The sequence below is a fragment of the Lacibacter sp. genome (assembly GCF_057361365.1).
The window spans coordinates 48260-72001 of sequence record NZ_JBMQSG010000020.1 but is presented as its reverse complement, the minus strand read 5'-3'; the positions used below and the strand labels follow the sequence as shown (position 1 = coordinate 72001).

Genomic DNA, 23742 nt, shown 5'->3' with positions numbered 1-23742 from the left:
ATGACAAGGAATAAAGACATAGTGAATGAGTTGGAGCAAATCAGTGCTGTGGTGGCGCAAATCAACCCCATGGTGCCTTACCAGGTGCCCGAGGTTTATTTCGAAACTCTCAGCTCGGTGATTATGGCAAGGATTGCTGCGGGTGGGCACGAAGAAAACTCTTTATTGCAGATAGCGGGTAAGCAAATGCCGCAGGATATTCCTGCCGGTTATTTTGATACGCTGTCTGACAGCATTCTCAATAAAATTAGAGCTCAGCCACAGCAAACAGCAACTGAAGAATTGGCTTCGTTGTCGCCTTTGCTTGCTGGCATCAGCAAACAGAATGTATATGAAGTGCCAGCCGGTTATTTTGATTCAATTGCTGCAACTGTAAACACGCAGGTGAAGGAAGAAACAAAAGTTGTTTCTATGTTCAGCCGCAAATTGTTGATGCGTTATGCAGCGGCTGCTGTTGTGTTTACGATGATTGCCTTTGGAATTAATTTGCTCATGAAGCAATCGTGGGACACTACAGCATTTGATCTTGCACATGTTGAACCTATTAAAAACCAAAAGCAATTTAATAATGAATTAGCTGGCTTAAGTGAAGATGCTATTGTGAGTTATTTGCAAATGAACAGTGATACAAAAGATGTTGAGAAGATCAATGAATCTGTTGATCATAACAAATTGCCCGAAGAAACAGATTATATGGATGAAGAGTTTCTTGAATCGTTTATGAAGGAACTCGAAAAAACAACAACCACTACTAACACACAAACAAATTAAAAACACCCGAGGAGGATAGTATGATGAAAAAGATAATGACCATGATGTTGATCCTTGCATTCAGCCTTTCAGGTTATGTATATGCACAGGAACAACCCGACCCAAAAGAACATGAAAAGATCAAAGCACTTGAAATCGCTTTTATCAGCCGTAAACTTAATTTAACTGAGAATGAAGCGCAACGGTTCTGGCCCATTTACAACGAATATAAACGGGATGTAAACCAGGTAATGATTGCACAACGTAACAACCCTAATAAAGATGTTGTAGATGATGAACAGAAGGTAATTGATGTAAGAAAAAAATATCGTGACCGCTTCGTTGGTGTGATAGGACAGCCTAGAATGAATAAATTTTTCCAGGCAGAACGCGAGTTTCGTGGTGTTCTTTTAAATCAGTTAAAGAACCGCCCAAACAAGCCAATGTTGCAACGTCAAAAAAGAAATTAATTTGGATTTTTAATTTCTTATGTTATAAATTTGCGAATAGGTGTTTTTCATAGGTTAGCAACGGCCGACTCTTTTCAGGGTTGGCCTATTTTTTTGCCTGAAACCCGCTACAGCACTGCATTTCAGCGATTCACTAAATTTTGAAGAAGATTGGTTCGGGACTTAATGGCGAATGATATTTCAACCCAAACAAGTCAACTTTATATGACTTTACAGAAATAAATATATGTTGCTTGTTGCGCAAAAATTTGCGCAACAAGCTTCTTAAAAACTATAGACAGGTGTCTTAAGATCATGATAGAATAAAAATTTCCAGTTTTCTTTTTGTCCCTGCGCCCACCATTTTACACGCAGATCTGCTGCAAGCTTGCCATCAAAATCATACTTCGTTACAAACTTTGTTTTCATCTGGAACAACTGCGGAGCAACATCGCCACCAAAGAAAACTGTTTCATTATTTTCTTTTATCCAGAATGCCTGGTGCCATGGGCTGTGGCCGCCCGTCCATTCGTAATGAATGTAATCATCAATCACTCCTGAACTTTCAACAAGCTGCAAACGATCAAGATCGGGCAAGAGACTTACATCATCAATTGTATATGACTTCGATAATTTGCTTACAGCAATTTCAAGTTCCTGTTTATTTACAACATATGTAGCATTAGGGAAACTGATAAAACGTTGTTGAAGCACAGCATCTTCCTTGCTGATGCCACCTGCATGATCTTTATGCAAATGACTCATCAACACTTTCGTTACTTCCATTGGATTGATACCGGCCTGCATTAAATTATGATGGATCTGCAATGTACCATCGGGCATAGAAAAACCAAGACCAGTATCGAGCAACAAAATATCTTTTTCGGTAACAACAACAAATGGCTGCACTTCAACCAATAAACTACCTGCGGGGCGATCTTTTAAATTGTCTTTTTCAGGATCGAAAGGAATGAATTTTTTTGTACCATCAACTGTAAAACTGCCTTCTGAAAGTGGAATTATTCTCATGTATCTTATTTTAATTGCAACTGCTGTTGCGGGAATTTGACCAACAGGGTGCAAAGATACAGGCGGGACGTGTAATCAATTCATCACCAATTTTGGTGCGCCGATCATCGTATCGAAAATGAACAGCTCATCTAATTCATAATGTATAAACTTGCTGATGGGAAATTTATCGACCAGTTCAACAGCTTCCGTTTCAGATTCAGCATTCAATACAACCCAGCCTTTGCTACGTAAACCATTCACTGAATAAGTGATGATCACTTCTTCACGCATCAATTCATTAATATGTTGGCGGTGACTGGGGATGATGGCCCAAAAATCATCGTCTAAAGAATCGGGCAGGTAGAATGTGCAGAGATACTTTTTCATGCGAATAATTTAACGTGATCAATCAAAAACGAAAGACACCCTTTTGATCTCAACGAAGAACCATGCTGCGATCTGCATCCAAACGCAGCATAATAAAGATCAGGATGGTGAATGTAACAAGGGAAGATCCACCATAGCTTAGTAAAGGTAGTGTAATCCCGATTACCGGCATTAATCCGATCGTCATACTAATATTGATCATCACATGAAAAAGAAGAATGGCAGCCACGCTGTAACAATACACTCTTGAGAATGTACTTCGTTGTCGTTCAGCAAGTGCAATGATGCGGTAAAGGAGGAAGAAATATAAACCGAGCAGTAACGCACTACCCCAGAAACCAAAGCTCTCGCCAATGGCTGTAAAAATAAAATCCGTATGCTGCTCAGGAACAAAATCACCTTGTGTTGTAACGCCTTTCAAAAATCCTTTGCCGGCAAAACCACCTGAGCCGATAGCGATCTTCGATTGTTTTACATTATAGGTATAGTCACGTTTTTTTCCACTGGCCAATTCTTTTTCATATTGCGCAATACGCTCTGGCGTTTTCGGCACATAACTTTTGCCAAAATTGCTGAGTACACGCTCGGCCTGGTAAGGTTTCATAATTCTGTCGAACACAATATTATCAACGAACCATTTGAATCCTATGATGGCGACATATAGTATGATAATTCCCCCGAGTAAGAAATAATTACGTTTGATCGGTCGCCACAGGTTGTAAACAACAATGAGCCCCACTACTGCCAGTGCAATGGCGTAAGGAATAAAATCAAGCACTATTGAAGAGATAAACAACACTACGAATGAAAAACCGGCAATAAGATAGGCAGCTGGCAATCCTTCTCTGTACATCACAAGGAAGAAAGAGAAGTAAACCAATGCAAGCCCTGTTTCCTTTTGCGCTATTGAAAGTAAAGCTGGTCCGAGTGTAAGTGCAAAAGCAATGAGATGTGAGCGAAGTGTATTGAACTCGGTTTCCTGTCGGCTTAAATATTTTGCAAGTGCCAAAGCGGTAAATACTTTACACAATTCTGCAGGCTGCAGGTTAAACCCACCTCCTAAAGCAATCCATGATTTTGATCCACTGATATCTTTACCAATTACAAACGTGAGCAGCATGAGCACGATACCTCCCATGTACAACAGGTTGGCAATGGTGGTAAAAAATTTACTATCGGTGAGTAAAATAAAAACGCCTACTAATGAACTAATGCCTATGAACAAAACCTGGCGTGAATAGTTTTTCTTTAACTCCAGTAATGATTGAAAAAATGAATCACCCATCCGAAACTCAACAGAAAAAATGGCAATGAAACCTACCAGCACTAAGGTGTAATACAACAAAACGGTTGTAGCATCAACTCCTTTTCCTATGCTTGCCTGTTTCTCCATTAGCTGTTACGTTGTTTGGCTTCTTTAAATGATAATAAACGTTCTGTTGGAACAACTGCTACCAATTTTATTTGCTTTTCTTTTTGCGCCGGTTGCTTTGCAGGTTGTACTGGTGACTGTTGAAACTGACCAATTGCTGTTGAGTCAACACGCAGGCGTCTTTCTTTTACACGCTGTGCCGAATCTTTTATTTGCCTGATGGAATCTCTCCTGTAAAGTTCGTATTTGATCTTAGCAGGTGTGATAACAACGTTGCTGATACGATCGATCTCTGCTTTTCGTTTATCACCGGCAATAGAATCGGTGAGGAATTTTTCCATGAGCAAAGAAGCAATTGGTGCCGCCCATGTTGAACCAAAACCTGCATTTTCCACCACCACACAAATAGCGATCTTTGGATCATCCTTTGGTGCAAAAGCCACAAAGAAGGAATGGTTCTGTTGTTTTTTATTCCGGAAATAATTTTCTACTGTTCCAGTTTTTGCACACACTGCAAATCCATCGATATGCGCATTACGTGCTGTACCATTTGTTACCACCATTTCCATTCCATCAATTACCGCCTGGTAATAATCGTTTGGAATATGTAGGGGTGATATCTTCTGACGATATTTGTTCAGCAATGTATCTTCTGCAGTTTCACCATCTATATTTTTCACAAAATGCGGAGTGTAATACCAACCACGGTTTGCAATTAAACACATTGCATTTGCCATTTGCATTGGAGTTGCCTGTATCTCACCTTGTCCAATACCCAATGATGCAATAGTGCATGAACTCCAGCCACCTTTGCGAAATACTTTATTGTAACGTGCAGTGTCGGGAATATAACCTGCGTATTCACCGGGCAGATCAATACCTAAGCGATGGCCTAATCCAAAACCCGACATATACTCTTTCCACTTCATTAAACCTGCTTCAATACTTCCCAACTTTTTATTATCAAGTGCCATTCGCAATACATGCGCATAATAAGAGTTGCATGAGTTAGCAATGGACAGACTTAGGTTAGCAGCATGGCCGGCATTTGTATGCGTACAAGCTGGTCTGCCGCAAGGCCCGTAACGGCCAAAACAAGAATAACCAAATTCAGGAGTGATCAATCCTTCATCTAACGCCACCAGCGCACCTAATGGTTTAAATGTTGAACCCGGAGGGTATACACCCTGCATACCACGATTTAATAATGGTGATGCAGGATCTAAGAACAAGCGGCTGAAATTTTTTCTCGATTCGGATCCTGTCAATTCATTTGGATCATACGTTGGGCCCGATGTCATGGCGATGATGCCGCCTGTTTTCGGTTCAATGGCTACCACGCTTCCAACTTTGCCATGCATTAATTTTTCAGCCAGCTGCTGCACTTCCACATCAATAAACGTATTGAGATGCCGGCCCGCTACAGAAGCTGTATCAAATTCACCATTTTCATATTTACCAATTGGACGATTGAAATTATCACGCAGGATGTATTGTATACCCCTTTGCCCCATCAGCACTTTTTCGTAATAACTTTCTAAGCCACTTCGGCCAGCAAAATCGCCCATCTGGTAAAAGAAGTTAGAGCGTTTTAACATTGCCGAATCAACTTCACCAACATAACCAAGTATATGTGCCGCTGCTCTGTATGGATAACTTCTGATCGGGCGCTCCTGTAAAAAGAATGCTGGTTGAAAGCGAAACAAATTTTCGTTGACTCTTGCATACTTTTCAGGCGAGAGCAACGGCTCGAATACTGACGGCCGATTACGTGAATTTTTAATGATAGCAGTGAGCACTCTTCCTTTAAATTCTGCTGTATCAATTCCGAGTATGCGGCAAAGTGTGAATGTGTCAACACCTTTTAATTGTGATGGCGTTACCATCAAATCATACATGGTGGTATTATCAAGAATTGCCTTGCCTTTACGATCGAAAATAATTCCACGGCTGGGATAAACAATTTTGCGAAGAATAGCCTGGTCGCTTGCAAGCTTTGAATACTTTGACGTAAACAACTGCAATGTCATCAAACGTACAAGAATGATGGCAAACACAATTGCAATAATAATACGGATGGTTGTTTGTCGTGATTGATTAAATTCGGCCATGGCCTTTTCTAAGGTTTTTCAAAAATTTGCGGATCAGGTATTGGTTAAAAACTTCTGTTTACGTATAAAGATAATTTCAATTACTGTTATCAACAACAAACTTACTACGGTTGAGCCTAAAGTTTTTAATAAAAGATATAAGAGATTGCCAAATTGAAACGCTTCGATGGTAAACAACCATCCATGGTGAAAAAGTGTAAGTGCAGAAACGTATGTTACGTATTGTGTAAAACCAAGACTTGCAACTGAAGGTTCACGGTAGTTAAACTCAACGCCTTGTTGCGGCACCAATAAATTAATAAGGAAAGGACGCAGGTAACCAATCAATACACAGGCAGCAGCATGCAAGCCAGGCGTTTTTGTAAAGAAATCGAGACAAATACCGCATATAAAGGACACCAATAACAAACTGCTTCGACTGATATTAAAAGGCAACCAGAGAATAAACAAAAAATAGATATAGGGCGTAATGTATTGATGCAATGGCGGAACCTGGTTAAGCACAAACACCTGCAGCAATATGAATAAGATCAAACGGATGATATTTCGTAAGAGGTTGCTCATTTCTTTTGTTTCATGCGTTTTTCCAGTTCAAGTTGTTCATCACGCTGCAGGTTAGCCACCACAAATACGTTTTGTAAATTGCTGAAATCATTTGCAGGCGTTATTTCCAGAAAATAATTGTTGGTGCTTTTTTCGAGTAGTACTCTCTTGATAGTACCAATCATAACCCCCGGTGGAAAATCTGAATACTGGCTTGTTAATACAGTATCTCCTTTTGCCAATTTTACACTCTTCGGTATATCACGCAACTGCACTACTCTTGGATTTTTTCCATCCCATTCTATCCGACCACTTTCACCCGTCTTCTTTAATCTCGCACTAATACGGCTTTGCTTATTGAGCATGCTCATTACTGTTGCAAAATTATCGGTTACATCCAGTACCACGCCGGCAACACCACTGGCCGAGATCACCACCATTCCGGGTTGCACACCTTGTTTACCACCACGATGAATAGTGAAATAGTTATTAGGCTGAATAATAGAATTATTTACAACAGCCGCTTCCATGTATAAATATTTCCGCAACAAACCAGTTGTGTCAACAGGAATGGAATCAGTAACGATGCGTGTTGTTGTGTCGGGGTTTTGGAAATTTTCTGCAAGTTTGTTTTGCACTTCGGCCAGGCGGCTGCGTAACGCTTCATTTTCTTTTTTGAGACTGAAGTAGCCGCTCACCTTGCTGTATTGCTTTTCGATACTGCCGGTAATTTCACCTGCAGTATCCATATATGCTGCCTGGTGAAATTTATTATACCTGAAGAGCAGCATCATACTCACCACCTGTAAGAGCAGGAAAAACAATAAAACCGAAAAACGCCTGATAAAAGCAAAAAGATTCCGCACGAAAGGGTGGGTTTAGTTGGTTTTTCCGTTAGTTGCCTTCATCAGTTGCGCATCACAAACGGATAGCGATTGTAATTTTTAAGAGCAATACCAGTTCCTCTCACCACACTTTTCAGTGGATCATCGGCAATATGAACAGGTAATTTGATCTTTTGATTAAGACGTTTATCTAAACCACGAAGCAAGGCACCACCACCGGTAATATAAATACCACGACGGTAAATATCGGCAGCCAACTCAGGAGGAGTCATTTCAAGTGCTTTGAGTATTGCTTCTTCTATTTTGAAAATGCTTTTGTCTAAGGCTTCAGCAATTTCCTGGTAACTCACCATGATCTGTTTAGGAATACCTGTTACAAGATCACGACCATTTACAGGAATATCATCCGGTGGACTGTCAAGCTCTTTCATTGCAGCACCGATCTGAATTTTGATCTGCTCGGCAGTGCGTTCACCAATAAGCAAACTATGGTAGCGACGGAGTGCTTCCATAATATCGGCCGTAAATTCATCACCGGCAATACGAATACTTTGGTCGCAAACAATACCGGCAAGAGCAATTACCGTAATGCCGGTAGTACCACCACCAATATCAACAATCATGTTACCAACCGGTTCTTCCACATCAATACCAATACCAAGGGCTGCTGCCATTGGCTCATGCAGAAGATATACTTCCTGTGCGCCTGCCTGTTCAGCACTGTCACGAACAGCTCTTTTTTCTACTTCCGTAATGCTGGAAGGTATGCAGATCATCATTCGCCATTTTGGAGCGAACAATGGTTTCTTGGTCAATACTAATTTAATGAGCTCACGGATCATTAACTCCGCTGCATTGAAATCGGCAATTACGCCATCCTTCAACGGACGAACAGTGCGGATGCTTTCATGCGTCTTTTCATGCATCATCAATGCCTTCTTTCCCACAGCCAACACATTCTTTGGGTTGTTGCGGTCAAGTGCTACAATAGATGGTTCATTAACCACTATTTCGTCGTTATGTATAATGAGGGTATTAGCAGTACCCAGGTCCATTGCTATTTCCTGAATAAAAAAGTTGAAGAGTCCCATATTGGTTACTGGAAATTATAATTCCGATGGTTGCAAATTTGAGAGAAAAATTTGGATTTACAACGCTAAAACCGTGCCCATAAGTGTTTTTCCCGCCAAATTTTTCAAAACAAGTTTAACCCTTGCCTGCAAAGCGTTTTCATCAATGAACAGAAAATGAAAAAAGAATTTCCTAAACTTCGTTTACACTTCTCAGTTAGTGAATGAATTCATAACCGATATCGTTGCGGTAATACATTTTCATAAAACGGATGCCTGCCAAAACCGCTTTTGATTTTGCAACTGAATCTGCCACTGTATCACCAAACGATGTAACGGTCAATACCCGGCCTCCATTAGTCACCACTTTACCTTCTTCCGTTTTTGTTCCGGAATGAAAGATAACTGTTTCTTCTGATGATTGATTGAGTCCTGTGATCTCGTATCCTTTAATGTAATCACCTGGATATCCACCGCTTACAGCCACCATTGTAACTGCAAACCGAGGATCCTGGAAAATGTTGATCTTATCTACCTCGCCTTTGGCAGTAGCGGTCAGCACTTCTACCAAGTCGTTCTGGAGACGGGGTATCACAACTTCCGTTTCAGGATCACCCATGCGGCAGTTGTATTCAATTACGTATGGCTCATCATTTACCTTAATAAGACCGATGAACACGAAACCTTTATAAACAAATCCTTCTTCGTTAAATCCATTGATGGTAGGGATAATGACCCTTTCTTTTACTTTTTGCATAAACACCTCATCAGCAAAAGGCACGGGACTTACAGCACCCATACCGCCGGTGTTTAACCCGGTATCGCCTTCGCCGATGCGTTTATAATCCTTCGCTTCGGGTAAAATGCAATAATTCTTGCCATCAGTAAGCACAAAAACGCTTACTTCAATGCCATTCAGAAATTCTTCAATCACCACCTTTTTACCGGCATCACCAAATTTGTGCTGATGGATCATCATATCAAATTCGGCTACTGCTTCAAGATGATTATTGCAAATGATGACTCCTTTACCTGCCGCCAGACCATCGGCTTTCAGTACCACTGGCAATGCATGATTCATGAGGTATTCACGACCTTCATCAAAATTGACATTAGTAAATTCCTTGTAAGATGCGGTGGGAATTTTGTGGCGTTCCATAAACGCTTTTGCAAAAGCTTTACTTCCTTCAAGCTGAGCGGCATGCTTCGATGGCCCGATAACACCCAGCCAACCTTCCGCAAATGGATTGGTTTTGTGTGCGTCTTCAAAATAATCATACACACCTTTTACCAACGGATCTTCGGGTCCAACAATCACCATATGTATCGAATGATCCCGACAGAACTGCTCCATTGCCTCAAAGTCGCCATCGATACGCATAGGAATATTTACTCCACATTCACTTGTACCGGCGTTGCCCGGCGCAATATAAAGGTTACCGCATAAGTGACTTTGTTTCAACTTCCAGGCCAACGCATGTTCACGGCCTCCTGAACCTAGCAATAGTATATTCATATCGGATTTAGCTTCAGGCCCGAAATTAGGCCTTCGCTGTTCAACTTCCTAAACCTTTCAGCAAAACAATCACAATGCGAACGGTAATTAGCCGTTTCCATTTATTCCTTACTTTCGGCACTCCACGATTTAAAAACTTAAACCAATTGTATGAGCGAAACAACCGCACAAAAAGGACATCCGAAAGGCCTTTGGGTTTTATTTGGCACAGAAATGTGGGAACGATTCAACTATTACGGTATGCGTGCCGTGCTCGTTCTTTTTATGACCAAGGCTTTACTGTTCGACAAAGTCTTTGCTTCTAACTTATATGGTAGTTACACAAGCCTTGTTTACCTCACACCTTTAATTGGTGGTTATATTGCAGATCGTTATTGGGGCAATCAACGTTCTATTATTGCCGGCGGTATCGTAATGGCATTGGGTGAATTCCTGCTTTTCTTTTGCGGATCAACATATGCTTCATCTCCTGATCTTTCTTCTTTATTATTCTTTTCAGGTCTTGGTTTAATGATCGCCGGTAACGGATTCTTTAAACCAAATATCTCTTCGCTGGTTGGTCAGCTATACCCCAAAAACGACAGAAGAATCGATCCTGCTTATACCATTTTTTATATGGGTATCAATGTTGGTGGAGCTGTGGGTCCTTTTATTTGCGGACTGGTTGGTGATACTGGTGATCCTGCTGATTTTAAATGGGCTTTTTTAGCGGGTGGAATTGGTATGTTGATCAGTGTTGTGGTGCAGTTACTGTTTCATAAAAAATATGTTGTTGGTCCCGATAACAAAACACTCGGCTTAACACCAGCCGGCACGCCAGCTATTTGGATTAAACCTATTGCGATCATTTTAGGCCTTGCGGCATTTTCAGCTTTAGCAATTGGCATGTTATATATCGATGCGAAAGTAGTTAGCTACCTTACTTACCTGCTTGCAGGCGCAGCTATCCTCATTTTCTTTATGGTAATGAGTGATAAAACACTAAACAAATTTGAAAAGCAGAGAGTGATCGTTTTATTCACTGTTGTATTTTTTGTCATCTTTTTCTGGAGCGCTTTTGAACAAGCGGGCGCTTCGCTTACATTCTTTGCAGAAGAACAAACACAACGTGACCTTGGATTTTATACTGTTCCTGCCAGTTGGTTTCAATCGCTGAACTCCTTATTTGTTGTTGCATTTGCACCTGTGTTCGCCTGGTTATGGATGAAGTTGGGAAAAAGAGACCCTTCGGCACCCACAAAAATGGCTATTGGCTTAATGCTTCTTGCTATTGGTTATTTATGGATAGCCTTTGGTGTGAAAGATGTTGGAGCTGGTATTAAAGTAAGCATGATCTGGTTAACAGGTATGTATGCGTTACATACATGGGGCGAACTTTGTTTATCACCAATAGGTTTGTCACTTGCAAACAAGTTGGCACCGTTTAAATACGCTTCTTTGCTGATGGCTGTTTGGTTTCTAGGCAATGCCTTTGCAAATAAGTTGGCGGGTGTATTAAGTGCATTGTATCCTGAAAATGGAAAGACAACAAGTTTCATTGGTTATGAAATGAACAGCCTTTATGACTTCTTTATGCTATTTGTTGTAATGGCTGGTGTTGCATCGCTCATTCTTTTCCTGCTTACGAAGAAGTTGCAGACAATGATGCATACGGACCAGGAATAATCAACTTCTTTTATAAATAAAGAGGGCGGTCGCTTTGCGACCGCCCTCTTTATTTATAAAAACTCTTTCTTAGTATTTAAACGAGTTGAAAATTTTATTTGCTGTTGTTTCAAACGCATCACGCTCCCCTTCTTTGCTTACATAAGTAAGCACATACCCTTTGCCGTTATTTACGCAGAATAGTTGTTTGATCTGGATATCGTAGGCCATTTCACCATACTTTCCTTTGTAAATGATTTGATATGCACGTGAACCATTACGATTGAAGAACATGGATGAAACTTCACGATAACCTTTCACCATATCTTTCACGGCATCCATATTTGTCTTTACATAATCATCAACCGTTGTGCTTGAACTGATTTCTTCAATCTGCAGGTTCAGATTCTGAAAAAACTTATCATCAGAATTTTCTGCGGGTGATGTCAGTTTAAAAATCGCATTATCCGATTTATCATCAAACTTCCAATCGGCAGGATAACCAATGGTGTAACGATTTTGTGGATCGCTGTATTTTTTTAAATCACCGCTGCTGGTTGTGGTATTATTATTCTCAGTTTTTGGTGTTGTGTTGTTGGGTTTGTTATTGGTGCCCGTATTCAGATCATTAACAGGAATACGTGCCGGTTGCGCCCAGGCAACTGCAGAGGAAACAACAAGGGTAAGGGCTACGACTAACTTTTTCATTTTTTGATGGTTGTAAACATAAAAATACAAACTAGTTTCACAACGTGCAATGAAAAACCCCGCCAACCGCTTAAAATACCGTCTTCCACGGATAGTTTCCATTGGTCAACAACCATGTTTTTGTTACAAAAAGAAAAAGATTAGCTTTGCTCCTCTTATTTCTACGCATATGATTGCCGCATTCGTTATCTAAATGGCATTTCTGCCAAAACACCGTTTGTCTGGAGCATGCTCCAGACCTTTCCATTTATTTATTATTAAACCTTTTTCATGACAACGATCAACAACCGTAACAGGTTATCATATATCTATCAAATATTTAAACAGTCACTTAACGGCGAAGAACAGGATTATACGCAAGGCAGCATTCGCAAGGCAGTATTTCTTTTGGCCATTCCCATGATTCTCGAGTTGGGATTTGAATCTGTATTTGCAGTGGTTGACATGTATTTTGTGAGCCATTTGCCCAACAGTAAAAATGCCATTGCAACTGTTGGTCTTACAGAATCGGTTATCTCTCTTGTTTATACTATTGCCATTGGTCTTAGTACTGCTGCCACTGCGGTAGTAGCAAGGCGTATTGGAGAAAAAAATGCGGACGCAGCCACTCATGCAGGCGCACAAGCCATCATTCTTTCAATGATTGTAGCTATTGTGCTAAGTGTGTTAGGAGTTGTTTTTGCAGCCGACATTTTAAGACTTATGGGTGCTGCGCCGGCAGTGGTGGAAGAAGGAACTTCTTTTACCCGCATCATGATGGCAAGTTCAACCGTAATTATTTTATTGTTTCTTATCAATGGAATTTTTCGTGGTGCAGGTGATGCGGCCATGGCCATGCGTAGCTTATGGATCGCCAGCATTTTCAATATTATTCTTTGTCCGCTGTTGATCTATGGCTACGGACCTTTCCCTGAGTTAGGATTAAAAGGTGCGGCTATTGCAACTACTATTGGACGTGGTGCAGGTGTTCTTTATCAATGTTACCATTTGTTCAATGGCAGCAGATCTATAAAAATGAAATGGCCGCATTTCAAATGGGATGCACCGGTGGTTAAAACATTGTTTGAAGTAGCATGGCCAGCCACTTTGCAATTCTTTATTCAAAGCGGAAGCTGGATCGTATTGGCATGGTTGGTATCTGTAACAGGTGGCACTGATGCAAGCGCCGGTTACCAGGTGGCTATTCGTAATGTGGTATTTTTTATTCTTCCGGCGTGGGGTTTAAGTAATGCAGCAGCCACATTGGTTGGACAAAATCTTGGAGCTAAAGAACCCCTTCGTGCTGAACAAAGTGTGCTACTTGCAACAAAGTATAATACCATTTTTATGGCAGCAGTGATGTTGTTGTTCGTCTTTTTTGCATCACCTATCATAAGCATCTTCACGAAGGAACCTGAAGTCCATCGCTTTGGCGTGTTGTCGTTAAGAATAATTGGTAGCGGCTACATTTTTTATGGTATTGGCATGGTGATGATACAGGCATTGAATGGAGCCGGTGATACGAAGACACCTACATGGATCAATTTTATTTGTTTCTGGTTATTTCAAATACCGCTGGGTTATTTGCTGGCGAAAACATTTGAGCTTGGACCATTAGGTGCATTCCTTGCTATTCCAATTGCTGAAACATTAATTGCTTTAGTGGCCTGGTATTATTTTAAGCGTGGCAACTGGAAAACTGTACAGTTATAAAAAAACAAAGCCCCCGTTTGCAACGGGGGCTTTAACCACGAAAACCAACTATTCAAATTATTTTATTTCGCTCATCCATCTTTCAGCAAACGTTCTTGCCGTTGTAATAACATCTTTCCCTGCACGAAAGGCCATTTTCCAACGATTACCTTTGCTTTCATAAGCACGGTTGACAAAATATTTTTTACCATTCTTCGTCACAAGTTCTGCGTCAAAATCAATATCTGCCGTTTCAGTTAAAAATTCCTGCAGTCTTTTCTTTACATATTGCAAATGATTTGATGGATATTTTGCTTCCCAGTCAACGATCTGCCTGTCGTAATTCTCTTGATTCTGTTTTACGCCTTGCTCATAGTTTTTTGCATAAGCTGCGTTGTGTTTGCTATTGGGATCTTCCACCTTCTTTAAATCTTCCTTTGCACTAATCAATACCTTTTCAAAAATGGGTTTGTTAGCGGCATCTGATTTCTTAATGGTCTCTTCAATTTGGGCAATTCCTTTTTTATGGTTAGCAACGGCCTCGGCACGCATTTCTTCAGGTGTTTGCAACTTTTGAAATTTTGGTTTGTAATAGTCCCGCATTTCATTATAGTTCTTCAGAAAATCGGCCGTGCTTACGTATTTTTTTGTGTAAGTAAGAATGTCGTTTGCGACTGCAACACGATTACCTGTAGCAATATTCTTCAAACCTTTTATGCCGTATACATCAATCGATCCACCGAGAATACCTTGCCTGATTCTTTCTTCCGCACCTGGTTTTGTTAAACCGAGTTGCTTTAGAAAATCATCGCTCAAAGATCGAACGGTGAACGAAATAAGTGACGCACTTGCTATGGTGATGATAGCAGCGAAGCTTAAAACTTTTAATCCTTTGGTGAAATAGTTTACTTTTTTCATTGTTGTGGTGTTTATTGTGTTTGATGATCAGGCGAGCATTGCTCCTTCTGTTAATTGTTCCTGTACTATTTGCCAGCGGTGTTCGGGCAGTTCGGTTAATGCGAGGTCGACATAAGAATTGAAGACAAATTCAGGTGCGTTGTTTTTTACCTGTTTTAACCATTGAATGATCTCTGTGTTAGAAAGACCACGCATCATCCATTTATTGTATAAGGGCATTTTATCGGCAGGCACACTTGCAATAATTTTCATGGTAAAGCCATGCAATACATCATCGGTATAATAGCGCCATAATAATTTATTCAGAACGTCTTCTTCTTTCTTCATATGCTCAAGGTTAAAGAGCATGAACTCGAACAAAGCATTACTGACGGCAGCGCCTATTTCACGCTTTGCATCTGCAGAAATGGTAAGCGAAAAAGCCTGCAACAGCCCATTGAGTTTATTGCTGAGCGCAAGATCTTTCACATGCTCCTGTGCAAACGCATCTACAACAGATGGCTCATATTCTACAATAGCAGGTAAGATGAATGTATCTTCTGTATGCGCATGCTCATCAAAGAGATCAAGAATGATCTTTACCTGCTGAACAGCTTCATCAGCATCTTCGGCATTGGCGAAATCTGTTTGCTGTAGTTTAATGATGGTTTCATAAAGTAATGCACGAAGTCCTTTATGTACCTGGTTGAAAATATTGTAACGTTTCATAAATAAGGTTTAATAGTTAAATGATGAATGTAAAATTCGTTGAAGGCAAACGCAATTAAAACCTCTTATGTTATGAGTTGACTTTTTTGTTGAATGAAATGCTGATGCATATAAAAATTAAAATTGATTATAGCTTTATACGTTCAAAAGCCGGAAGTGTTACGGCACTTCCGGCTTTTATTTTTCTGCTTTTCTCAACAGCAATTACTCTTGTAGCAATGCTATTACGATGCCTGTCTCAATACAAATCCTTCCAAAATAATGTTAGTGATCCCAGCAATTTTTTCAATACGCATTTTTGTTGGGTAGTATCCTGTTACCTGAACTTTAGCCGGCTGGGGAATATCACGCACAAAACCATTATTCGCTAAAATGAATGCTTCAGTGATCATTGGTTCGTAGAAAGTTACTTTACCATCGTAAGAACCATAGATAAATGTTTGTGTAAACTGTGCACCACTTAATTCAGGAGAAGTAAAGTCGAGCCAATGCACACCCATTTTAGGAACACCACCGCCACCTGGATTGAAATAAGTTGCAGGGAAATACTCAGGAGCAGGCCAAAGCTTGTGCTTGCTGCTGTCAACTTCGTAAGGAGGAATGGCATCCACTGCTTCGGGAGTCATGGTGTAATAATGAAAATCGAAGTGCGGTAATCCGTAAATGAATTCAGGTTCATGTCCATGAGGATTCCATCCAAGACCAACATGATTAAATACCGACTTTACCTTTGGATGAAACTTCAACACGACATTGTTGCTGTGGTTGTGGCCACCGTTGTTGTCGCCACCACGATCGAGACTGCTCATGGCAGCTTCATCAATAGCAACTGCCAAACGAAGTGGTTTATCACTTTCATCTACTTCATACCATGTCCATGCCTTTCCCATCTGGAATGGAGTAACCTGGCCTTTAAATACTTTTTCTTTGTCTTCTTTTTTACAGGAAGTTAAGATGGTGCCTGCCAACAGAGTTAAAATAAAAATCCGTTTCATTTTGTTTTTTTAGGTTTAATGATTGAATGATTAACGGCACAAAGATGTTATTGAAGTTGGCGGAAAGAAATAATGATGTGCATGAATTGTTGTATTGAAGACGTGAATTGTGATTATCGGTTAACTGGAAAAAATAGCGAACATTCATGCTTTACAATTCATACACGCAATCGCACAATTCAATTACGATTACCACAGTTCATACGCTCAATTCGCCAATTTATGCTGGCAATCATTAAATTTGATCTGCCTGAACACTATGCTCCACAAACTATCTAGTCTTTTATTATTTTTCTGTTTCCTGAACAGCCTTGCTGCGCAGGAAAGACTTCAATTTACGTTTACACATTACTCAACAGGCTCGGGGGCAATTTCAAACCAGATAAATACTGTTGTACAAGATGATGATGGTTATATATGGACGGGTTCCACCGATGGGCTTCAGCGTTTCGATGGCAGCCGTTATAAAACATTTCGTCACAACAAGTATGACAGCACCAGTTTACCATCAAACCCGGTATGGGAATTATTGATCGATAAGAATAAAAATTTATGGGTGCTGTTGGCCGATGGAAAAATTGGCATATTCAATACAAAAACGTTCAGATTTCGTGAAGCACCGTTAAAAGCACTTTATCCTGAAGGAATTCAATCAGCTTTTAAAAAAATAGTGCAAGATGACAGGGGCGAAGTGTATATGGTTTTAGCTGGTAATGAGGTGTTGCGATACGACAGAACTTCAAACCTCTTTCTTTCTGCAAATCATATTTTTAAATTAAAGGAAGGATGGCGTGTAGGTGATTTTGCTTACCAGGCATCAACTGAGAAATACTGGATCACCACTAAGAATGGCACTATTGCTATTTATAATCGTAAAACCGGTAATCTTAGTGACGTAGAAAATAATGTTGAACATGAAAAGGTCATTGACCAACTGGCCGGCAAGGTTGCCCCATACCAATTATTTTTTGATAAGCAAGATCGCCTATGGTTTTTAAGTTGGGGCGGTGGCTTTCCGCTTATTCATTGTTACGATTTAAAGAAACAGGATTATGCTTTCCCTACTATTGAGCTCCTTAGCTACTTAAAAAGCTATTACGAAATTCATGGCTTTCTTGAACAAAAAGACGGCAGCATCTGGATCAGGGGATTGCAAACACTTGCACGCTTCGATGAGAAAACAAAAAAATTTGTGTTTGTAAATAACGGTTACACTTCCGAAAGAAGCATTTCATATGATCATGTGCGTGGGCTGGTGGAAGATCGTGAAAAAAACATTTGGGTGGCAACAAGTAACAACGGCTTGTATCGCTTTAACCCGGCGCAACATGTGTTTCAAAATATTACACATGAAGACCGTATACATAAGCAGCGTGGTAAAGGAGGATTGCTTTCGTTTATTGATACAAAATGGGGAACAGTGCTTGCGTCGGCTTGGGGCGATGGTATTTTTCATTACGATAAGAACATGAAAGACATACCCCTTCGTATAAAAGGTTTGGATGTAAATACAAATTATTCCATCTGGAGTATGTTCGCTTCACCCGATAGTACTACACTTTGGCTATCGGCCCAGCCGGGTTTTCTAAAAGTGAACCAGGATAAATTAACTTCCACCTATTATAATCCATCGATCTTAGAAAACAGAACCATTCGCCAAATTGCGGAAGATAAGTTCGGTAATGTGTGGTTTGGTATGCAATGGAAAGGTTTATACAAATGGAATGCAGCAACAGGAAAAAAAGATTTTTCAACAGGCATAAAACTGGTTGACAAATTGCCTGTCACGCATGTAAACAAAATGATTGTTGATTCAAAAGGTTTGTTGTGGGTAGCGTTCGCATTGGGTGGAGTGTATGCAATAGATCCTTCGACTGATAAAATACTGTATCATTTTAATATCGATAAGAAAGAGCCGTTTAAATTACCACAGGAAGGCGTTTCGTCTGTTATGGAATATAACGACAGCAGTATGCTGATCACTACAGGATCGCAACTCATGTTGTTCAATCGTATAACCAATACGTCAAGATTGGTAGGAAATGCCGATAAGATCTCGGGTTATATTGCTGCAGTTGAAAAGGACCGTCACGGCTATTTATGGCTATCAAGTACAAGTGGTTTGTATCGCATCAACATTCAAAAAAATATTTTTATCAAGTTCAATAAAACAGACGGGATTGATAATGATAATTTTAATCTTGCTGCTTCTACCAGGTTGAAAGATGGACGTTTAATTTTTGGCAGCAGCGATCAGTTTGTTGCTTTTGATCCCATATCAATTATTGTCAATAACCAGAAACCAACCGTAGTACTCACCGATTTTAAAGTGCGCAACAAATCGCTGCCTGTTGATTCGTTACAAAATCTTGAAGTCATTAACCTGAGGCCGGGGAACAATTCAATAACAATTGAGTTTTCCAGTTTGCAATACAGCTCGGCCTATGTTATCCAATACAAAATGGATAAGATTGATAAAGAATGGCAATCGGCCGATAATAACAACCAGGCTGTTTACCCCTTTTTACCGAATGGTACCCACACTTTTCGTTTGCGATTAATGGATGAAGAAGGACGTTTTATTGAGCAGGCCAACAAATTGGTTATAAAAATGAATCCACCTTTCTGGAAATCGTGGTGGTTTTATAGTTTGCTTATACTCGCTGGTGGCGCTTTCATTTTCTGGCTCGATCGTGAACGTATGAAGCGTAAAGAAGCAATGCAGGAAATGCGGACGGGTATTGCCGACAATCTGCATAAAGATGTGAACACCGCACTCAACAATATTAATATACTGAGTGAAATGGCGAAACTGAAAGCCGATAAGGACCCTGAAAAATCAAAAGAATATATAGAGCAGATCCATGTTAAGAGTCATAACATGATGATCGCTATGGATGATATGCTTTGGAGTATTGATCCCGACAATGATAACATGCCGAAAACTGTTGAACGCATGAAGGAGTATCTTGATGCACTCAACAACCGCAACGGTGCCGAGATCGATATATTGGTTGATAAAAATGTAGAGGCTTTATCGCTTAACATGAAGCTTCGGCATGAATCATTCCTGTTGTTTAAAGAAGCAGTTAAAAGCCTGATTTATGCAGGCGCACAAAAGTGCAGCATTCATATCAGCTACGAAAAACCCAAGCTGCAGTTTACCATGCAGTTTAAGAATGATTGTTGCGATATGCAACAACTTAACAACCTGCTGCAACGACAGGACATGGAAAACCGACTCAAAACCATTAAAGCCCGGCTTGATGTGCAGGTGCACAAAAGCACTTCCATTTTCGTACTGCAGGTGCCGGTAACACAATAATCAACTTACATTTCATACGGTTGCAGCAACGGTTCATACAGTTGCGTGTTTTTGCCATGCCTGTTACTATCCATCTTTGTAAGGTTAAGAACCTTATCATCATTAAACCTTTCATCATGAATGTAAAACACTTGCTTACTGCAGCTCTTTTGCTGGTTACTACTGCAGCATCGGCACAAACAATCGAAAAAAAGAAATCAGCTATTTTCAAACAAAGTATTCAGCCCTTTCACAAACTCGTGATCGATGCTGCAATTGATGTGTTGCTCATTGAAGACAATGAACCGGGCACGCTTTACATTGAAGGCGACAAAACTTTTTTCAACGACATTACTGTAAAACAAGAGAACGGCGTATTAACAATCGCCGCCGGTAAAGACAGAACTTACAAGAATAAAATCTACGTCGGTTTGCCGGTGAATAATTTACAGGCAATAGATATTTATGCCAATTCTTTTGTAACAGGGATGAACACATTACAATCGAAAGATATTTTAATCACCATGTATGAAGATTGTATGGTGAATTTAAAATCGTCCGGCACCATTGAAATAAGAAACAGTATTGAAATGGGGTACGGCATTCTTAAAAAATTACCGAGATAATCCAGTGGCAGTTTAGCATAAAAAAAGAACAGCAATTGCTGTTCTTTTTTTATGCTAATGGATTGTTTTTACTTGCCCATCCACTTTTTAAATTCAGTTACCTTTTCCCTGCTTACCAATGCTTCTTTATCTACTGCTGGTTTCAATTGCAGGATGAGCCTGTTGCCAAAATAATCATCGATTTTATCAATACTACTCACAGAAACATAGAAAGACCTACTGATGCGGAAATATTTTTCCGGATCAAGCATATCCTCCAGTTCATCCATAGTATAATCAACAACATATTTCTTATTGTCGCTTGTTTTGAAAAAGTTCAAACGACCATCGCTGTAGAAATAAGCGATCTCGTCTATTTCAACTGATACCAGTTTTTGTGCATGTTTCACCAGGAATCGCTTCCTGAATTCTTTGGGCTGCAGTTTTTGTTGCAGCTCACGTACAAGGCTCTCCAGGTTTACATCCGATTTGTTATCGGCCGCCTTTGCAGTTGCATGCAGCTGACGATACTTCTGCAATGCCGCCTGCAACTCTTCTTTCTGTATGGGTTTCAGCAAATAATCAACGCTGTTTACTTTAAATGCTTTTAGTGCATACTCGTCGTACGAGGTGGTGAAGATCACCGGGCTTTTAACCTCAGTAAGATTAAACACTTCAAAGCTTTGCCCATCGGCCAATTCAATATCCATTAAAATAAGATCGGGCTGCGGATTTGATTGCAACCAATCTACTGTTGCTTTAATACTGTCTGTTACACCAATTACTGATGCACTGGTATCAACTGTTGCCAATGTCTTTTGCAGTTTTTTTACTGCCAGTTCTTCGTCTTCTACAATAAGTATTCTCATGTGCCTGGTTTATAATTTTTATGCTCTAAGTTTCTATTTACGTTCAGCTATGCTGTTTTTGTTTCTGTTAAGATGGTTCTTCTAATTTCACCATTATTGTTCCATATCAAAGGCAGCACAACGGTATAATTCTTCTCATCTTCCATTACCTGGAAACCCGGCTGCTTCAGCAAATCATATTTTGCACGAATATTATCTAATCCAACTTTATTACTTGGCGCTTTCACGGTGCGGCGTTGGAGATTGTTATTCACCACCAGTTTATTGCCGGCCGTTGTAAAAATATCGATCACCAATGGTTTGTTTTTCGAAAGCACATTATGCTTTACCACATTTTCCACCAGCAATTGTAACGTAAGCGAAGGCAACATGTAGGCATCATAACGTTTGTCAATTTCAATATTCAATTGCACGGCTTCGCCATGTCGTGTTTGCAATAACTGGTAATATGATTTAATAAACCTTATTTCATTATCTAGCGAGCTCAACCCGTCTTCATTGTTGCGCAACAGGTAACGATATACTTTACTCAACTCGTTCAAAAATTTCTCAGCCTTCTTTTTGTCTTCGCTAATAAGCGACGAAAGTGTATTAAAACAGTTGAACAAAAAATGCGGGTTCACCTGGTTTTTTAAGCTATCAAACTCGTGAAAGGTAGAAAGCTGTTGCATATGCTGTTTCTCTTCCACACTTTCTTTATAACGTTCCAGTACATAATCTGCTTCGTACAATGTTTCAAAAATGAGATTGACACAAAAGCCCACAATAAGACCCTGTTTAAAATCTTCCGTAGAAAAATTATAACCGAGAATATGAAATGCATCATAAAAGAAAAAAATCAACGTAACTGAGAACGACATAAAAGGGATAAGGCAAAAAGCCTGCAGTACTATCCGCTTTCTTGTTTGCTGTAACCCCTGGAAACGATGCTTAATATAATTTCCAATATATATATGTCCTCTCCATGAGCCGATGCCAATAAAAAAAATTAACGGAAAGGAAACAAGCCAAATAGTAATGTCATGAAAGAATTTATCATCGTACAAAATAAAATTCAGCATGATGTCAATGATAGGCATTGACGCTACAAAAGAATAAAGCTGGAGCTTTGTTGGTTTGGTCCACTTACTCATAACGTCACCTCCGCTTTTTTGCAGATCAATGGCAGACGAATAATACGTTCGCCCGGCTGATCAGTAATAACTACTTCGGAATGGTTGATCAACTGGTAACGGTTGATCAGGTTATCAAGTCCGGCTTCCACATCAACTGTTTCTGTAACCACTTTTGGTTGCAGGTTGTTTCTTACAACAATCCATTTATCATCTTCTGATTTGATGCATATTTTCAATGGAGCGGTTTTACTCATGCTGTTTTGTGTAAACGCATTTTCAATCAACACTTGTAACGATAAAGGTGGCAGCATGGTTTGTTTTGCTGCTTCAGATACTTCCACTGACAATTGCAATCCGTCGCCATATCTTGCTTTCAACAAATAGAGGTAGGAATCAATAAACTGTAATTCCGTTTCCACAGTTACCATTTGCTCTTCATCATTGCGCAGCATATAACGGTACACTTTACTCATATCATTCAGGAAACGTTCGGCTTGTTCTTCATCCTCACTAATAAGACTTGACAATGAGTTTAAACTGTTAAACAGAAAATGCGGGTTTAACTGACTTTTTAAACCCTGCAGCTGACTTTGCCTGAATACTTTTTGTAATTCTTCTGTTTCCTTTAAACTCTGTTTCCATTTTTCATAGCGATCAACGCCTTCCATCATAAGTGTAATAAACACATTTACGATTCCCATTCCTATGTAGGCCAGCACAAACATGTTTTCATTAAACGTGTAATTAAACAAATCAACCTGTTCGTATCCTTTGAAAAGCAGGTACAAAAACAACCCGGTAATAACAATGAAAGTGAGAATCATGAATGTAAGCCGGGTGGCAACCTGGCTTTCGTATGGAAAGCGTTTTTTCATAAGCACAGCCCATCCGCCACAAAGCGTAAAATTGACAGCAAAGGCTGCACTACCAATGAATGTTCCCAGCAAAAAAATGCGCCAATCAGAATAGAAAGTGCTGCCCAACAATATTGAATTAATTACAATACTAATGGGTAGCAGGATGATGGCAAGAACCGCATAATCTCTTGTGGTATAAGATGGTAACTTGATCTGCATATCTATTTTACAAATTACCATCTTTTGCCGGTTTTGTTGATACGATGGAAAGGAAAAACGGATCATTCCTGTATG

Annotated in this window: 21 protein-coding genes; 6 read left to right on the top strand and 15 right to left on the bottom strand. The window is 39.9% G+C overall.

What is annotated here, in order from left to right:
* Together ACO1QW_RS16930 and ACO1QW_RS16925 are read left to right on the top strand one after the other, a co-directional pair.
* On the top strand, nt 1–771 hold the full coding sequence (locus ACO1QW_RS16930; protein WP_486260568.1) for a hypothetical protein: 771 nt from the start codon (nt 1–3) through the stop codon (nt 769–771).
* 20 nt (nt 772–791) lie between these two features.
* Nucleotides 792–1220 carry a hypothetical protein gene (locus ACO1QW_RS16925; protein ID WP_486260566.1) on the top strand — a complete coding sequence of 143 codons (429 nt, stop codon included), beginning with the start codon at nt 792–794 and terminating at the stop codon, nt 1218–1220.
* Nucleotides 1221–1484: 264 nt separating this feature from the next.
* Here the strand turns inward: ACO1QW_RS16925 and ACO1QW_RS16920 are convergent, their stop codons facing one another.
* The 8 genes from ACO1QW_RS16920 to purD form a co-directional block, all read right to left on the bottom strand.
* Nucleotides 1485–2228: an MBL fold metallo-hydrolase gene (locus ACO1QW_RS16920; RefSeq protein ID WP_486260564.1), complete on the bottom strand. Its 744-nt coding sequence runs from the start codon at nt 2226–2228 to the stop codon at nt 1485–1487.
* 75 nt (nt 2229–2303) lie between these two features.
* A complete protein-coding gene (locus ACO1QW_RS16915; protein WP_486260563.1) occupies nt 2304–2597 on the bottom strand; it encodes a hypothetical protein in 294 nt (97 codons plus the stop codon).
* A 49-nt stretch (nt 2598–2646) separates the two neighbouring features.
* Nucleotides 2647–3990 carry a rod shape-determining protein RodA gene (rodA, locus tag ACO1QW_RS16910; RefSeq protein ID WP_486260561.1) on the bottom strand — a complete coding sequence of 448 codons (1344 nt, stop codon included), beginning with the start codon at nt 3988–3990 and terminating at the stop codon, nt 2647–2649.
* A complete protein-coding gene (gene mrdA / locus ACO1QW_RS16905; RefSeq protein ID WP_486260559.1) occupies nt 3990–6080 on the bottom strand; it encodes a penicillin-binding protein 2 in 2091 nt (696 codons plus the stop codon). The genes rodA and mrdA overlap by 1 nt, the downstream gene beginning before the upstream one ends.
* A 33-nt stretch (nt 6081–6113) precedes the next feature.
* The gene (locus tag ACO1QW_RS16900) at nt 6114–6644 is read right to left on the bottom strand and encodes a rod shape-determining protein MreD (RefSeq protein ID WP_486260558.1); all 531 of its coding nucleotides are present in this window, start codon (nt 6642–6644) and stop codon (nt 6114–6116) included.
* On the bottom strand, nt 6641–7489 hold the full coding sequence (mreC, locus tag ACO1QW_RS16895; RefSeq protein ID WP_486260556.1) for a rod shape-determining protein MreC: 849 nt from the start codon (nt 7487–7489) through the stop codon (nt 6641–6643). The genes ACO1QW_RS16900 and mreC overlap by 4 nt, the downstream gene beginning before the upstream one ends.
* Before the next feature lie 41 nt (nt 7490–7530).
* Complete coding sequence (locus ACO1QW_RS16890; protein ID WP_182803849.1) at nt 7531–8559, bottom strand: rod shape-determining protein; 1029 nt, start codon at nt 8557–8559, stop codon at nt 7531–7533.
* Nucleotides 8560–8755: 196 nt separating this feature from the next.
* Nucleotides 8756–10054, bottom strand: coding sequence for a phosphoribosylamine--glycine ligase (purD, locus tag ACO1QW_RS16885; RefSeq protein ID WP_486260554.1), 1299 nt, complete (start codon nt 10052–10054; stop codon nt 8756–8758).
* Between the two features lie 150 nt (nt 10055–10204).
* On the opposite strand from purD, the gene ACO1QW_RS16880 reads away from it, so the two are divergent.
* Entirely contained in the window at nt 10205–11719 is a 1515-nt protein-coding gene (locus ACO1QW_RS16880) for a peptide MFS transporter (protein WP_486260552.1), read from the top strand.
* 69 nt (nt 11720–11788) lie between these two features.
* Here the strand turns inward: ACO1QW_RS16880 and ACO1QW_RS16875 are convergent, their stop codons facing one another.
* Complete coding sequence (locus tag ACO1QW_RS16875) at nt 11789–12406, bottom strand: PsbP-related protein (RefSeq protein WP_486260551.1); 618 nt, start codon at nt 12404–12406, stop codon at nt 11789–11791.
* A gap of 270 nt (nt 12407–12676) precedes the next feature.
* Between ACO1QW_RS16875 and ACO1QW_RS16870 the strand changes: the two genes are divergently transcribed.
* Nucleotides 12677–14098, top strand: coding sequence for an MATE family efflux transporter (locus ACO1QW_RS16870; protein ID WP_486260550.1), 1422 nt, complete (start codon nt 12677–12679; stop codon nt 14096–14098).
* Between the two features lie 57 nt (nt 14099–14155).
* Here the strand turns inward: ACO1QW_RS16870 and ACO1QW_RS16865 are convergent, their stop codons facing one another.
* The 3 genes from ACO1QW_RS16865 to ACO1QW_RS16855 all read right to left on the bottom strand — a co-directional run bounded on the left by ACO1QW_RS16865 (nt 14156) and on the right by ACO1QW_RS16855 (nt 16698).
* On the bottom strand, nt 14156–14995 hold the full coding sequence (locus tag ACO1QW_RS16865) for a hypothetical protein (protein WP_486260548.1): 840 nt from the start codon (nt 14993–14995) through the stop codon (nt 14156–14158).
* A gap of 27 nt (nt 14996–15022) precedes the next feature.
* A complete protein-coding gene (locus ACO1QW_RS16860; protein WP_486260546.1) occupies nt 15023–15703 on the bottom strand; it encodes a hemerythrin domain-containing protein in 681 nt (226 codons plus the stop codon).
* Nucleotides 15704–15927: 224 nt separating this feature from the next.
* Nucleotides 15928–16698, bottom strand: a complete 771-nt coding sequence (locus ACO1QW_RS16855) for a hypothetical protein (RefSeq protein ID WP_486260544.1) — start codon at nt 16696–16698, stop codon at nt 15928–15930.
* 259 nt (nt 16699–16957) lie between these two features.
* On the opposite strand from ACO1QW_RS16855, the gene ACO1QW_RS16850 reads away from it, so the two are divergent.
* Nucleotides 16958–20023 (top strand): ligand-binding sensor domain-containing protein, encoded by a 3066-nt coding sequence (locus tag ACO1QW_RS16850; protein WP_486260543.1) that lies wholly within the window; start codon nt 16958–16960, stop codon nt 20021–20023.
* Nucleotides 20024–20139: 116 nt separating this feature from the next.
* Complete coding sequence (locus ACO1QW_RS16845) at nt 20140–20628, top strand: GIN domain-containing protein (protein ID WP_486260541.1); 489 nt, start codon at nt 20140–20142, stop codon at nt 20626–20628.
* A gap of 68 nt (nt 20629–20696) precedes the next feature.
* On the opposite strand, the gene ACO1QW_RS16840 is transcribed toward ACO1QW_RS16845, so the two are convergent.
* The 3 genes from ACO1QW_RS16840 to ACO1QW_RS16830 are packed head-to-tail and all read right to left on the bottom strand — an operon-like array spanning nt 20697 to nt 23667.
* Nucleotides 20697–21476: a LytR/AlgR family response regulator transcription factor gene (locus tag ACO1QW_RS16840; RefSeq protein WP_486260539.1), complete on the bottom strand. Its 780-nt coding sequence runs from the start codon at nt 21474–21476 to the stop codon at nt 20697–20699.
* A 47-nt stretch (nt 21477–21523) separates the two neighbouring features.
* Nucleotides 21524–22609, bottom strand: coding sequence for a sensor histidine kinase (locus ACO1QW_RS16835; RefSeq protein WP_486260537.1), 1086 nt, complete (start codon nt 22607–22609; stop codon nt 21524–21526).
* The gene (locus ACO1QW_RS16830; RefSeq protein ID WP_486260535.1) at nt 22606–23667 is read right to left on the bottom strand and encodes a sensor histidine kinase; all 1062 of its coding nucleotides are present in this window, start codon (nt 23665–23667) and stop codon (nt 22606–22608) included. Before ACO1QW_RS16830 ends, ACO1QW_RS16835 begins: the two co-directional genes overlap by 4 nt.
* Nucleotides 23668–23742: the final 75 nt, after the last annotated feature.